The sequence below is a fragment of the Telluria sp. ZT3P39 genome, from assembly GCF_059685935.1.
Window position 1 is genome coordinate 1 of sequence record NZ_JCASIH010000025.1, and the last position, 14,451, is coordinate 14,451.

General features: G+C 65.7%; 5 protein-coding genes. 1 reads left to right on the forward strand and 4 read right to left on the reverse strand.

Features of this window, described 5'->3' with window-relative positions; translation table 11 throughout:
* Nucleotides 1-201: 201 nt before the first annotated feature.
* Entirely contained in the window at nt 202-4,233 is a 4,032-nt protein-coding gene (gene purL, locus AC56LR_RS18245; protein ID WP_497132387.1) for a phosphoribosylformylglycinamidine synthase, read from the reverse strand.
* Nucleotides 4,234-4,444: 211 nt separating this feature from the next.
* Here purL and AC56LR_RS18250 point away from each other — a divergent pair, with 211 nt between their 5' ends.
* Nucleotides 4,445-6,073, forward strand: coding sequence for a response regulator (locus AC56LR_RS18250; protein WP_497132388.1), 1,629 nt, complete (start codon nt 4,445-4,447; stop codon nt 6,071-6,073).
* Nucleotides 6,074-6,113: 40 nt separating this feature from the next.
* Here the strand turns inward: AC56LR_RS18250 and AC56LR_RS18255 are convergent, their stop codons facing one another.
* The 3 genes from AC56LR_RS18255 to AC56LR_RS18265 all read right to left on the reverse strand — a co-directional run bounded on the left by AC56LR_RS18255 (nt 6,114) and on the right by AC56LR_RS18265 (nt 14,426).
* Nucleotides 6,114-9,695: a M1 family aminopeptidase gene (locus AC56LR_RS18255; RefSeq protein ID WP_497132389.1), complete on the reverse strand. Its 3,582-nt coding sequence runs from the start codon at nt 9,693-9,695 to the stop codon at nt 6,114-6,116.
* A gap of 9 nt (nt 9,696-9,704) precedes the next feature.
* Nucleotides 9,705-10,628 carry an ABC transporter ATP-binding protein gene (locus AC56LR_RS18260; protein ID WP_497132390.1) on the reverse strand — a complete coding sequence of 308 codons (924 nt, stop codon included), beginning with the start codon at nt 10,626-10,628 and terminating at the stop codon, nt 9,705-9,707.
* Nucleotides 10,629-10,826: 198 nt separating this feature from the next.
* The gene (locus tag AC56LR_RS18265) at nt 10,827-14,426 is read right to left on the reverse strand and encodes a hydantoinase B/oxoprolinase family protein (RefSeq protein ID WP_497132392.1); all 3,600 of its coding nucleotides are present in this window, start codon (nt 14,424-14,426) and stop codon (nt 10,827-10,829) included.
* Between the last annotated feature and the right edge of the window lie 25 nt (nt 14,427-14,451).

Consider the following 14,451-nt stretch of genomic DNA (forward strand, 5'->3'; position numbering starts at 1 on the left):
GCTCCCGGTTTTGCTCACCGTCGACTCCAGATTATTCAGAGTCGACAGCATGAGCTATCTAGCAAAATCGGACATTTCTACTTTGCTAGAACCGGACATTACTACTTTGCTCTTACACACCCTACGGGATTCTACATATCCCACGTCGATAGTCCCTGCCAATAAAAAAGCGCCTCCGAAGAGGCGCTCTTGCTTGCAGGCTTAACCCACCCACTTCCGCGCATTGCGGAACATGCGCATCCACGGCGATTCATCCGGCCAGCTATCCGGCGCCCACGAATGCACGACGGTGCGGAACACGCGCTCGGCGTGCGGCATCATCGCGGTGAAGCGGCCATCCTCGGTCGTGACGGCAGTCAGGCCTCCCGGCGAGCCGTTCGGATTGAACGGATACATCTCGGTCGCCTGCCCGCGGTTGTCGACATAGCGCAGCGACTTGATTGCCGCGTTGACGTCGCCGGTCAGCGAGAAGTCGGCAAAGCCTTCGCCGTGCGCGATCGCGATCGGCGCCTGGGTGCCGGCCATGCCCTGGAAGAAGATCGACGGCGAATCCAGGACCTCGACCATGCCGAAGCGCGCCTCGAACTGCTCGGACTTGTTGCGGGTGAACTTCGGCCAGGCATGCGCGCCCGGGATGATCGATTTCAGGTTGCTCAGCATCTGGCAGCCATTGCACACGCCCAGGCCGAAGGTATCCTGGCGCGCAAAGAAGCCGGCAAAGGCGTCCGCCAACTGCGGGTTGAACAGGATGGTCTTGGCCCAGCCCTCGCCCGCACCCAGCACGTCGCCATACGAGAAGCCGCCCACGGCGATCACGCCCTGGAAGTCGTCGAGTTTCGCGCGGCCGGCGATCAGGTCGCTCATGTGCACGTCGATCGCGGCAAAGCCGGCCTGGTGCATCGCCCAGGCGGTTTCGATATGCGAGTTCACGCCCTGCTCGCGCAGGATCGCTACGCGCGGGCGTACGCCCGTCGCGATGAAGGGCGCGGCGACGTTTTCCTGCAAATCGAAGCTGATCTTCGGCGAGATGCCCGGATCGCTTTCGTCGAGCAGGCGGTCGAATTCCTGGTCGGCGCAGTCCGGGTTGTCGCGCAGGCGCGCGATGCGCCAGCTGGTCTCGCTCCACAGGCGGTGCAGGTCGGCGCGCTTCTGGTTGTAGATCACCTTGGCGTCGCGCGTGAATTCCACCACGCCGCGGTCGTTGAGCTTGCCGATGATGTGGCTGCAGGCGCCCAGGCCCTGCTCGCGCAGCACGGCCATCACGGCCTGCTTGTCCTCGGCACGTACTTGTACGACTGCGCCCAGTTCTTCGTTGAACAGCGCGCGCAGGGTCAGCTCGTTGCGGCGCTCGGCCACCTGGCCGGCCCAGTTCTTGGCGTCGCCCCAGTCCGCGCCATGCCCGTCTTCCATCGCCAGGATGTCGAGGTTGACCGAGACGCCGGCGCGGCCGGCAAAGGCCATCTCGACCAGGGTGGTGTACAAGCCGCCGTCCGAGCGGTCGTGGTAGGCCAGCAGCTTGCCCTCGCGGTTGAGCTGCTGGATGGCCACGAAGAAGGCTTTCAGGTCTTGCGGCGCATCGAGGTCCGGCACGCTGTCGCCCAGCTGCTGGGTAACTTGCGCAAGCGCGGACGCACCCATGCGGTTCTTGCCGCGTCCGAGGTCGACCAGGATCAGGGCGGTCTCGCCCAGGTCCGTGCGCAGTTGCGGCGTCAGCGAGCGGCGAATATCGGCCACCGGTGCGAAGGACGAGACGATCAGCGACACCGGCGAAATCACGGCCTTGTTCGCGCCATCGTCGTTCCAGGTGGTGCGCATCGACAGCGAATCTTTCCCGACCGGGATCGACACGCCCAGCGCCGGGCACAGTTCCATGCCCACCGCCTTCACGGTATCGAACAGCGCCGCGTCCTGGCCCGGCTGGCCGCAGGCCGCCATCCAGTTGGCCGACAGCTTGATGTCCGAGATGTCGTCGATCGCGGCGGCGGCGATGTTGGTGATCGCCTCGCCCACGGCCATGCGGCCCGAGGCGGCGGCGTTGATCACGGCCAGCGGGGTACGCTCGCCCATCGCCATCGCCTCGCCCACATAGCCCTCGAAGGACATCGCGGTGACGGCGCAGTCGGCGACCGGCACCTGCCACGGGCCGACCATCTGGTCGCGTACCGTCATGGCGCCGACCGTGCGGTCGCCGATCGTGATCAGGAAGGATTTATCAGCGACAGTCGGCAACAGCAGCACGCGGCGTGCGGCTTCCTCGAGCTCGATGCCGGTCAGGTCGACCGCCGGGAAGCTGTAGCTGACGTGCTCGACCTCGCGCAGCATTTTCGGCGGCTTGCCCAGCAAGACATCCATCGGCATGTCGACCGGCGACGCGCCAGTTGATTCCTGGTCGATCACGCGCAGCTGGCGTTCTTCGGTGGCGGTGCCCACCACCGCGTAGGGGCAGCGCTCGCGCTCGCACAGCGATGCAAATTTATCAAGGTCAGATGGCGCAATAGCCAAAACATATCTCTCTTGCGACTCATTTGACCAAATTTCCTTCGGCGCCATACCGCTCTCTTCGAGCGGCACCTTGCGCAGGTCGAACAGCGCGCCGCGCTTGGCGTCGTTGACGATTTCCGGGAAGGCGTTCGACAGGCCGCCGGCGCCGACGTCGTGGATCGAGATGATCGGGTTGTCCCCGCCCATCTGCCAGCAGCCGTTGATGACTTCCTGGGCGCGGCGCTCCATCTCCGGATTGCCGCGCTGGACCGAGTCGAAGTCCAGGTCGGCGGTATTGGTGCCGGTCGCCATCGACGAGGCGGCCGAGCCGCCCATGCCGATGCGCATGCCGGGGCCACCCAGCTGCACCAGCAGGCTGCCGACCGGGATCTCGTCCTTGTGGGTGTGGCTCGAGGAGATGCTGCCGATGCCGCCGGCGATCATGATCGGCTTGTGGTAGCCGTACACGGAGCCGGCTGCGCCGACGTTCTGCTCGTAGGTGCGGAAATAGCCGCCCAGGACAGGACGCCCGAATTCGTTGCTGAAGGCGGCGCCACCCAGAGGTCCGTCGGTCATGATCTGCAGCGCCGAGGCGATGCGTTCCGGCTTGCCGTAGACCGCGTCCGCCCGGCCTGCGTCGCCACCCGTGACATCAAGCGCGTTTTCCCACGGACGCACCGCATCCGGCAGGTGGAGGTTCGAGACAGTGAAGCCGGTCAGGCCGGCCTTGGGCTTGGCGCCGCGGCCGGTCGCGCCTTCATCGCGGATCTCGCCGCCGGCGCCGGTGGAGGCGCCCGGGAACGGAGAGATTGCGGTCGGATGGTTGTGGGTCTCCACCTTCATCAGGATGTGGGTCAGGTCCGTCGCCGGGGCGTATTCCTGGCCAGGTCCGCGCGGGAAGAAGCGCGTCACGCTGGCGCCCTCGATGATCGAGGAGTTGTCGCTGTAGGCGACCACGGTGCCGCGCGGGTTGAGCTGGTGGGTGTTCTTGATCATGCCGAACAGAGACCGGTCCTGCTTGACGCCGTCGATGATCCAGTCGGCGTTGAAGATCTTGTGGCGGCAATGCTCGCTGTTGGCCTGTGCGAACATCATCAGCTCGACGTCGGTCGGGTTGCGCGCGGCCTTCGTGAAGGCGTCGTTCAGGTAGTCGATTTCATCCATCGACATCGCCAGACCCAGCTCGGTGTTCGCGCGCAGGAGCGCGTCGACGCCCTGCCCCAGCACGTCCACCGTTTCCAGCGGCTTGCCTTCGAGCTCGTCGAACAGGCGCGAGGCTTCGGTTGCGGAGCGCAACACGGTCTCGGTCATGCGGTCGTGCAGCAGGCTTGCTACTTGCGCGAGCTGGTCGTCCGCCAGCTTCTTTGGTGCGCCGATGCCGGTGCCGAGCAAACCGCCCTTGAGCACCACGGTGTAGCCGACGCCGCGCTCGATGCGGTGCACATGCGCCATGCCGCAGTTGTGCGCGATGTCGGTGGCCTTCGAGGCCCACGGCGAAATCGTGCCCAGGCGCGGGATCACGAAGAATTCCTCGGTCACGCCCTCGAACAAAGTCTGCGCCGCCGGTTCGCCATAGGTGAGCATGGCGGTGAGGCGCTCGGTATCGGCGGTGGTCAGCGGTGCGCTGGCGTCGATGAAGTGGAAGAAGCGGGCCTGGACTGCTGCAATCGATGGGGCGACTGCTTGGAGTTGCGACAGGAGGCGTTGGCTACGGAAGGCGGACAGGGCATTGGAACCCGGCAGAATCAACATGGCTGAGAAGTCGGTTGATGCAGCGTCGCTGCTTGGGTGGAAGATAGCCCGCCATTATACAGTGTTGCAATGCAGCGTTGCATTCCAGGCAGCGCCGACCTTGTAGTACGGACATTTCTTGATCCTTCTGGAACTTATCGGTATTGTAACGGCTACATAATTACAACAGGTGCGCCGCATTGAGCGCGCCCAAACGGGGACGAGAGCGAAGATGCAAGAAAATGCAAACCTGTCGGTGCTGGTGGTCGATCCGAATCCCGGCATGCGCGCCAGCCTGCAGAACATGCTGAACCAGGCCGGCATCACCAAGGTCGAATCCGCGGTCAATGCCGGCACGGCGATCAAGCAGCTGGGCAAGCGCAGCTTCGACGTGATCCTGTGCGAGTACGACCTCGATGGCCCCGGGGGCGACGGCCAGGACGGCCAGCAGCTGCTGGAAGACCTGCGCCACCACCGCCTGATCACCGCCTCGACCATCTTCATCATGCTCACCTCCGAGGGCGTCTACGGCAAGGTGGTCAGCGCGGCCGAACTCACGCCGACCGACTACGTCCTCAAGCCCTTCACCGTGGACATGCTCAGCGGCCGCATCAAGCGCGCACTCGAGCGCCGCACCGCCCTGCTCCCGGTCTGGCAGCTGGCCGCGCAAGGCAAACCGGTTGATGCGATCCGCGCCTGCGGCACCGCCGCCCTGGCCGCTCCGCGCTACGCGCTCGACTTCCTGCGCCTGAAGGCCGAACTGCATGTCTCGGTGGGCGAACACGTCGAAGCCGGCGGCTTGTATCGCAGCGTGCTGGCCGAACGTCCGCTGGGCTGGGCCGGCCTGGGCCTGGCCCGCACCATGGTCGCGCAAGGCGCGTATGACGAGGCGCGCGAGACGCTCGAGCACCTGGTGCAGGGCAATCCGCGCCTGATGGGCGCCTACGACCTGCTGGCGCGCTGCCACGAGCAGCTGGGGGCGAACAGCGAAGCGCAGAAGATCCTCGAAGAAGCCGTCTCGATCTCGCCGCACATGGTGCGCCGCCTGCGCAAACTCGGCGAAGTCGCGCTCGAAAACGGCGATGCCGAAGCAGCCGAGAAATCGTTCAAGCAGGTGGTGACCAAGGCCCGCTATTCGGAATTCCGCGATCCGGAAGACCACGTCAACCTGGTCAAGGCCATGGTCACGCGCGGCGACGTGCAGGGGGCCGGCGGCGTGATCCGCGATCTCGAGCGCTCGCTGCGCTCAAGCACCAACCTGGACGCCTGCAAGGCCTACTCCAGCGCCCTGCTGCACGAAAAAATGGGCAATGTCAGCGCCGCGGTGGCCGAACTGCAGATGGCCGTGAGCGCCACCCGCGCCAGCAGCGGGCTGTCCTCGAACCTGAAGATCGGCCTGGCCCAGGCCTGCCTGGAGCACCAGATGGACGAGCAGGCGTCGAGCGTGATGATGACCGTGATGGGTGATGCGTCCAGCCCGGTGACGGTGGACCAGGCCATCGGCGTGTTCGTGCGCGCCGGCCGGCCCGATCTGGCCGACGGCATGGGTCAGCAATTGCGCGCCCAGGCCCAGATCCTGCTGGGCGTCGCCGACGAGAAGCGCAACATGGGCGACGTGCGCGGCGCGGTGCAGACCCTGATGGAAGCCCTGCACATGGCGCCCGGCAACCAGCAGGTGATGGTGGCGGTGGCCGGCGGCATCCTGCGCCAGGTGAACGAACTGGGTTGGGACCACGCCCTGGGCGAGGTCGCCGCCGGGCAGATCGATCGCTTGCGCGCGCTCGATGCGAACCACCCGCGGCTGGCGGCGCTGGAGCAGGAATTCCAGCAGGCCAGGCGCAAGTACGGTATTTCGGGCTAGGTCGCGGCTCACCGGCCGCGGCCTGGCCGCAGCCGGTCTGTCAGTCGATGCTGACCTCCTTGCGGTTGTCGCGCGAGACCCGGTCGATCATCTTGTTATAGGGATCGACGCCGACTTCAAAAGGCTGCTCCTTGACCGTGACAGTGACCACCGGCTTGTCGGCCGACAGGACGCGTTTCTCCAGCAGCAGCACCCGCTCGTCGGCTTCCTTGGCGCCCTTGGCGCGGGCAAAGATGCCGATCTCCACCGGCTCGTCGTAGGCGCGCGGCGTTTCCTTGCCCTTGCCGTCGGCTTCCATCTTCGCCAGGTGCAGCTTCATGGTCACGTCCCATTGGCCATCGGAGCGCTTCTTCGCGGTGGCATCGAGCACGCGGTTATCGTAGAAGACGATCTTCTCGAACAGGTCCGTGATCAGGGCGTGCCTGGATTGCGGCGCCTCGGCGCGGATGTAGTCGAGCAGCTCGGCGGACGTGGTGAACGGCGACTCCTGGTAGCCCTTGTCCTGCAAGAAGCGCTTGAGTGCGCGGTTGAGCGCTTCCTCGCCGATCTCGTCGCGCAGACGGTAGAACACCAGGCTGCCCTTGCGGTAGTGAATGTAGTCCTGGTTTTCCACCCGCGCCAGCGGCAGTTCCTCGATGCTCTCGCCGCCGCGCGAGCGCAGGTAGCGATCGAGCTCGTGGCGCAGGAAGCGGCGCATCTTGTCGCGCCCGTATTCCTTTTCCATCACCATCAGCGCCGAATACTGCGACAGCGATTCGATCAGCATGCTCGCGCCCTGCACGTTGGCGGCCGTGACCTGGTGGCCCCACCACTGGTGGGCCACTTCGTGGGCGGTGACGTAGAACACGTAGTCGATGTCTTCCTTGTCGCGCAGGTCGGCGATGAAGCCGATCGATTCCGAGAACGGGATCGTGTTGGCGAAGGATTGGGCGAACGCGCTGTAGTTCGGGAATTCCAGGATGCGCACCTGCTTGTGCTGATAAGGCGTGAACTGGGTGCTGAAATAGTCCAGCGCCTTCTGGGTGCCCGCGATCATCCGGTCGACGTTGTAGGCGTGCCTGGAATCGTGGTAGACCTCGATCGGGATGCCACGCCAGTCGCCCTTCTTCACCTGCCAGTCGGCCGACAGGTAGGCGAAGAACGGCATCATCTTCTGGTCCATCTTGTACTGGTAGTAGTTGCGCCCGTTGGCCTTCCACGACTTCTGCAGGTAGCCCGGCGCCAGCGCGGTCTGGTTGCCGCTGGTCGAGACGACCGTCTCGAAACTGATCCAGTCTGCCTCGCCACCGAACATCGAATTGGCGCGCGCGGCCTGGTCTTCCAGCTTGGCCATGCGTTCGGGCTCGCCCAGGCCGCGCTTGCGGCGCTCGTTGCGGTCGGTCAGCTCGAAGCCGGGCTGGTAGCCGACCATCGGGAAGAACTGGCGGTTGTTGAAGAAGGTGCCGTTCAGGTTGATGGTATCGGGCGTGCCGCCGTTCGAGAAGCCCGGACGGCGCACGTCCACGGTGAAATCAAACGGCAGGCGCGCGCCCGGCTGCAGGGGCTGGGCCAGCTTCAGGATCATGAAGCCCGACTCCTTGTCATTCAGCTCGACCCGGTGCGCCGGCAGGCCCGACAGGGTCGTCTCGACGTCCGAATTGAGCTGCAGGCGCAGGGTGTCGAGCGGCTGCGCGGTCTTGTTCTCGAGGATGTAGCTGCCCTTGATCATCACCCGGCGCTCCTCGGGATAGATGTCCACCGCCGCGCGCACGTCGGTGATCTTTGCATGCGGCAGGTCCTTGTACTTGCGGTAGTTTTTTTCGTACAGCGCCTGCTTGTCCATGCTCACGTCGCGGGCTTCGTAGTGCGCCAGCGTGTTCGTGTTGTGGAAGATCCAGCTGCCTACGCCGGCGAAGGCGAGCAGGCAGGCAGCAAACGCCGCACCGGCAGGACCCTTGAGGCGGCGGCCGGCTTCGCGCACGCGGCTGCGCCACTCGAGCGACAGGCCGCGCACCCAGAAGGCCTGGGCCACGATCAGGGCCGCCACGGTGAACAGGCTCCAGTACAGCGCGAACCATGCCCAGCCCGCGATGAAGTGGCCGAAGCCGTTCATGTCGGAATACGGCGTGTTCGGCAGGCCGCCGAAGTTATACAGGTTGTGGTCGAGGTGCATGACGCCCGCCACCACCTGCCACACCATCAGCACGATCACGAGCAGGTAGCCGATGAACTTGTTGTTGGTGACTACCTGCAGGACCACGGCGATCAGGCCCATGAACACGTAAGGCAGACCGGCGATCAGCACGCCCTTGAGGTAGACCAGCGGCTCGACCGGCGCGCCTCCCTTGAACAGCTGGATAGCGATCGCCGTCGCGATACCGGTGAGCAGGAAGGCCAGCACGACGCCGACCAGGGCCAGGCTCTTGGCCGCCAGCGGCGCCCAGTTCGGGACCGGCATGGCGTCGTTGACGTCGGCGATCCTGGCCTGGCGCTCCTTGAAGATCAATTCACCGGCATAGAAGGTGACGATGATGATGAGCATGAAGTTGAAACTGCCATTGAGCAGCTCGACCATCAGGTGGGTCACCGGATACACGGTGGTGCCGAACATCTCGCCCAGCTGCGATGCGGCGCCGACCATGTTCAGCACGGCGAACAGCAGCATGACGAGGAAAGGCACGCTCCGGAAGACCGCATGGGCGTCGAAGGCGAAGATGTGCCAGCACTGGACCCAGGCGGTCGCGCGCGTGAAGCGCGGCGCGCTGCGCGGCAGGGCCAGTTGCGCCGCGACCGGTGCGCCGGCTGCCTGCACCCTGGCCTTGCCGAACAGGCGTTTCCCGGTGCCGGCGCGCTGCCGCTTGAACAGCACCAGGGTCAGGCCGAACAGCGCGAGGGCGACGACGCCCCACAGGACGCGGTTGGCCAGCATGTAGCCCATGATGTCGGGCAGGCCGGCATTCGATTCGGCGGTGGAGAAATAGCGGGTGGCCCGGCCGAGGGCGCGGATGCCGAAGGGATCGGCCAGCACGGCCACCCATTCGTTATTGATGTTCGAGGTGAATTTGCCGGCGACGATCCACAGCACGAAGAAGGCCAGCACGCCGACGTAGACCAGCATGATCGAGCGCGTGGTGGACGCCAGCAGCATCAGCAGCGCGCCCACGAAGAACAAATTGGGGACCACGATCACGCCCAGCGCCCACAAATAGGCTCCGCCGGGGAAGGGACCGACGCGCTGGCTGTCGACCCAGGGCATCAGGGGCCCGAGCATCATGCCCACCACGACCAGGGCAAAGATGACCAGGCAGGCCACCAGACCGGCGGCGAAGCGGCCGACGAGGTAGTCGCGCTTCTTCATCGGGGTGGCGAACAGCATGTCGGAGATGCCGACTTCGCTGTCGCGCAGCACGGTGCCGGCGATGAAGATGGTGACGACGAACATCGACATCAGGCTGAAGACGCTGAGCAGCTGGGCAAGGACGACCGGCGCATTGCGGTTGACGTTGCCGATACTGCCGCCGACCGTGATCGCGTCGGTGGTGGAGGCGCCAAAGGCGAGCGCGCCGAACAGCAGTGCGCAGACCCACAGCAAGGGCTGGCGCAGCTGGGTACCCAGCTCGAAGCTGAAGAATTCTCTCAACATGTCCGCTCCTTAGGCCGTCACGGGAACGCTGGCCGCGGGCGCCGCCGCGCTGGCCGGCGCGCTGCGCCCGGCATTGCGGATCTGCAGGAAGTAGACGTCTTCCAGGTCCGGCTCGACGCTGCGGAAACCATCGTCGGGCTGCGATTCGGCATACACGTTGATCTGCGGCTGGCCCGCCACCAAACGGGTGGAGAGCACGTTGAAGCGCTCCTGGTACTCAAGCAGCGCGTCCTGGCTCACGGTGCGGCGCCAGACGCGGTTCTTCAGGGTGTCGATCGCCGCCTGCGGCTCGCCCTGCAGCAGCACCGTGCCCTTGGCGATCATGGCCATGCGCGGGCACAGGTCGGTCACGTCCTCGACGATGTGGGTGGACAGGATGACGACCACCTGCTCGCCGATCTTGGCCAGCAGGTTCAGGAAGCGGTTGCGCTCATCCGGATCGAGGCCGGCGGTCGGCTCGTCGACGATCACCAGCCGCGGCGCGCCCAGCAGCGCCTGGGCGATGCCGAAGCGCTGGCGCATGCCGCCCGAATAGGTGCCGAGGCCGCGCTTGCGCGATTCCCACAGGTTGGTCTGGTGCAGCAGCGCTTCGACCGCTTCCTTGCGCGCGCCCTTGCCGCCGATGCCCTTCAACACAGCGAAATGGTGCAGCAGCTTTTCGGCGCTGACTTTCGCATACACGCCGAAATCCTGCGGCAGGTAACCGAGCTGGCGGCGCAGCGCTTCTTTTTCTTTCAGGACGTCGAGGCCGTGGAAATGGATGCTGCCGCTATCGGGATCCTGCAACGTCGCAATGGTGCGCATCAGCGAGGACTTGCCGGCGCCATTCGGTCCGAGCAGGCCGAACATGCCGTTCGGAATCTCGAGACTGACATTGTTGATCGCCTTCACGCCATTGGCATAGGTCTTGTTGAGCTGCTTGATCGATAGCATCGGCTTGTTTCTCCAGGGTTTATAGACAGTTTTCTTCCTTGTCGCGCAGGGCGAACGGAGGGAGATTATTTCCTCTTGGCTAATGTATCGTTAATGGAACGCAATGTCTGCATAATGTGACAGGCGGTGGAAAAGCGGGAATGGACGACGAAAATCGCGGCATATGCATGAGCCATAAATAGGCGCAGGTTGGCCATCTCAAGGCTGCCCGAAGCCGCCCCCGCCCGGCGTCTCGATCACGAACAGGTCTCCCGGCTCCATCCCCACCTTGCCGATATGTCCCAGCGTCTCCACCGTCCCATCGGCCCGCACGACGGTATTGCGTCCCCGTTCGGCCGGCTCCCCGCCCGCCATCCCGAAGGGCGCATGGATCCGGTTGTTCGACAGGATCGCCGCCGTCATCGGTTCCAGGAAGCGCAGCTTGCGCACGCCGCCATTTCCGCCATGCCAGCGCCCTGCTCCACCGGAGCCGTGGCGGATCTCGTAGCTCTCCAGCCGCACCGGGAAGCGGAATTCGAGGATTTCCGGGTCGGTCAGCCGCGAATTGGTCATGTTGGTCTGCACGACGTCGGTGCCGTCGAAGCCCTCGCCCGCGCCCGAGCCGCCCGAGATGGTCTCGTAATACTGGTAACGGGCATTCCCGAAGGTGAAGTTGTTCATGGTGCCCTGGCTGGCCGCCATCGCGCCAAGCGCGCCGTACAGCGCATTGGTGATGCAGGTCGAGGTTTCGACATTGCCCGACACGACCGAGGCCGGGTAATGCGGGTTGAGCATCGAGCCCGGCGGAATGATCACCTTGAGCGGCTTGAGGCAGCCGGCGTTCAGCGGAATCTCGTCGTCGACCAGCGTACGGAACACGTAGAGCACGGCCGCCATGCAGATGCTTGATGGCGCATTGAAGTTGTTCGGCAGCTGGCTTGACGTCCCCGTGAAATCGATTTCGGCGCTGCGCCTGGTGCGGTCGACGCGGATCGCCACCTCGATACGGGCGCCGTTATCGAGATCGTAGCTGTAGCGGCCATCGCTCAGGGCCGAGATCACGCGCCGCACCGCTTCTTCGGCGTTGTCCTGCACGTGGCCCATGTAGGCGCGCACGACGTTTAGGCCGAAATGGGCCACCATCTTGTGCAGCTCTTCGACGCCCTTCTGGTTGGCGGCCACCTGCGCGCGCAAGTCGGCCATGTTCTGGTCCGGATTGCGCGCCGGATAGCGCGCGCTCGTTAACAGCTCGCGGGTTTCCTGTTCGCGCAGGATGCCGTCCGCGCCATCGACCAGCTTGAAATTGTCGATCAGGACGCCCTCCTGCTCGATATGGGTCGAGTCCGGCGGCATCGAGCCCGGCGTGGTGCCGCCGATGTCCGCGTGGTGGCCGCGCGAGCCGACGTAGAACAGGATCTCCGCGCCTGCTTCATCGAACACCGGCGAGATCACGGTGACGTCCGGCAGGTGGGTGCCGCCGTTGTACGGATCGTTGAGCATGTAGACGTCGCCCGCGCGCATGCGGCCGGCGTTCTCGCGCATGACGGTCTTGATGCTCTCGCCCATCGAGCCAAGGTGCACCGGCATATGGGGCGCGTTGGCGACCAGGTTGCCTCCCGCGTCGAAAATGGCGCAGCTGAAGTCCAGCCGCTCCTTGATGTTCACCGAATAGGCCGTGTTCTGCAGGCGCAGGCCCATCTGCTCGGCGATCGACATGAACAGGTTGTTGAAGATCTCGAGCATGACCGGGTCGGCCGTGGTGCCGATGGCGCGCCGCTCGGGCAGCGCTTCCACGCGCTTGAGCACCAGGTGATTGTGCGGCGTGACCTGGGCCTGCCAGCCCGGCTCGACGACCGTGGTGGCATTGGCTTCGGCGATGATCGCCGGGCCGCGCACGATGTCGCCGGGCTTGACGTCCTGGCGCAGGAACACGCCCGTGTCGTGCCAGGCGCCGCCGCTGTACATCGGTACGGTCTCGTTGGGTGCGGGCCGCGCACCGCCGGAGCCTGCTACTGCCGGGGTCTCGAGCGGTGCGTCCGAGCGCCCGATCGCCTCGACGGACACGGCTTCGACCACCAGGCCGCGCGAAGGCATCAGGAAGGAATAGCGCCGTTTGTACAAGGTTTCGAACGCCGCCTGCATGGCCTGGGCATCGGCAAACGGCACGACGATGGCCGAATCCGTGCCCTCGTAGCGCAGGTGCACGCGCTCGACCAGTTCGATACGCTCGAGCGGGACGCCCTGTGCCAGCAGCTGGCCGCGGGCCGCATCGCCCAGCACGGCCAGGCGCGCGGCCAGCAGGTCGGCGCCGGAATCGACCAGGCGCAGCTCGACCGCCTGCTCGCGCATCGCGCTCTGGTCGGCCAGGCCCATGCCGTAGGCCGACAGCACGCCCGCCAGCGAATGGATGAAGACCGTCTTCATGCCCAGCGCGTCGGCCACCAGGCAGGCGTGCTGCCCGCCGGCGCCGCCAAAGCTGGTCAGTGCGTAGTCGGTCACGTCGTGGCCGCGCTGCACCGAGATCTGCTTGATGGCGTTGGCCATGTTGCCGACCGCGATTTGGATGAAGCCCTCGGCCACCGCTTCCGGCGCCGGCCTGCTGCCAGTACCAAGCGCGATCTCCTCCGCCATCGCCGCGAAGCCCGCGCGCACCGCCTCGACGTCCAGCGGCTCGTCGCCGCGCGCACCGAACAGCCGTGGGAAATGGCGCGGCTGGATCTTGCCCAGCATGACGTTGCAGTCGGTGACGGCGAGCGGCCCGCCGCGGCGGTAGCTGGCGGGGCCCGGGTTGGCGCCGGCGCTGTCCGGTCCTACGCGGTAGCGGGTGCCGTCGAAATGCAAAATGGAACCGCCCCCCGCGGCCACCGTGTGGATGCTCATCATCGGCGCGCGCATGCGCACGCCCGCCACCTGGGTCTCGAAGACGCGCTCGAATTCGCCCGAGAAGTGCGACACGTCGGTCGAGGTGCCGCCCATGTCGAAGCCGATCACGCGCTCGAAGCCGGCGAGCTGGCTGGCCCGCACCATGCCGACGATGCCGCCGGCGGGACCGGACAGGATGCTGTCCTTGCCCTGGAAGGCGCGCGCATCGGTCAGGCCGCCGTTCGACTGCATGAATTGCAGGTTCACGCCGGGCAGCTCAACAGCGACCTGGTCGACGTAGCGGCGCAGGATCGGCGACAGGTAGGCATCCACCACGGTGGTGTCGCCGCGCGCGACCAGTTTCATCAGGGGGCTCACTTCATGCGACACCGACACCTGCGTGAAGCCGATCTCGCGTGCGATGCGCGCCACGGCCGCTTCGTGCTGCGTGTAGCGGTAGCCGTGCATGAAGACGATGGCGAGGCAGCGCAGGCCGCGGTCGTGGGCCGCCTGCAGCGCCGTGCGGGCGGCAGCTTCGTCCAGCGGCGTGACGACCTCGCCATGCGCACCCATGCGCTCGGCGATCTCGATCACCTCGCCGTAGAGCAGCTCGGGCAGCACGATGTGGCGGTCGAACAGGCGCGGGCGGTTCTGGTAGGCGATGCGCAGCGCGTCGCGGAAACCGCGCGTAATGGCCAGCACGGTCGGCTCGCCCTTGCGCTCGAGCAGCGCATTGGTGGCGACCGTGGTGCCCATCTTGACGGCCTCGATCTGCCCGGTCGGGATGGTCTGCCCCGTGGCGACGCCCAGCAGGTGGCGGATGCCGGCGACCGCGGCGTCGCGGTACTGTTCGGGATTCTCGGACAGCAGCTTGTGCGTGACGAGCTGTCCATCGGGCTTGCGCGCCACGATGTCGGTGAAGGTGCCGCCGCGGTCGATCCAGAACTGCCAGTCCATGTAAGTACTCCTGCCGATGCTGTTG

What these genes read in the sequence shown, in the direction of transcription:
- AC56LR_RS18260 (WP_497132390.1), bottom strand. Translation starts at nt 10,628, where the DNA reads ATGCTATCGATCAAGCAGCTCAACAAGACCTATGCCAATGGCGTGAAG.
- purL (WP_497132387.1), bottom strand. Translation starts at nt 4,233, where the DNA reads ATGTTGATTCTGCCGGGTTCCAATGCCCTGTCCGCCTTCCGTAGCCAA.
- AC56LR_RS18255 (WP_497132389.1), bottom strand. Translation starts at nt 9,695, where the DNA reads ATGTTGAGAGAATTCTTCAGCTTCGAGCTGGGTACCCAGCTGCGCCAG.
- AC56LR_RS18265 (WP_497132392.1), bottom strand. Translation starts at nt 14,426, where the DNA reads ATGGACTGGCAGTTCTGGATCGACCGCGGCGGCACCTTCACCGACATC.
- AC56LR_RS18250 (WP_497132388.1), top strand. Translation starts at nt 4,445, where the DNA reads ATGCAAGAAAATGCAAACCTGTCGGTGCTGGTGGTCGATCCGAATCCC.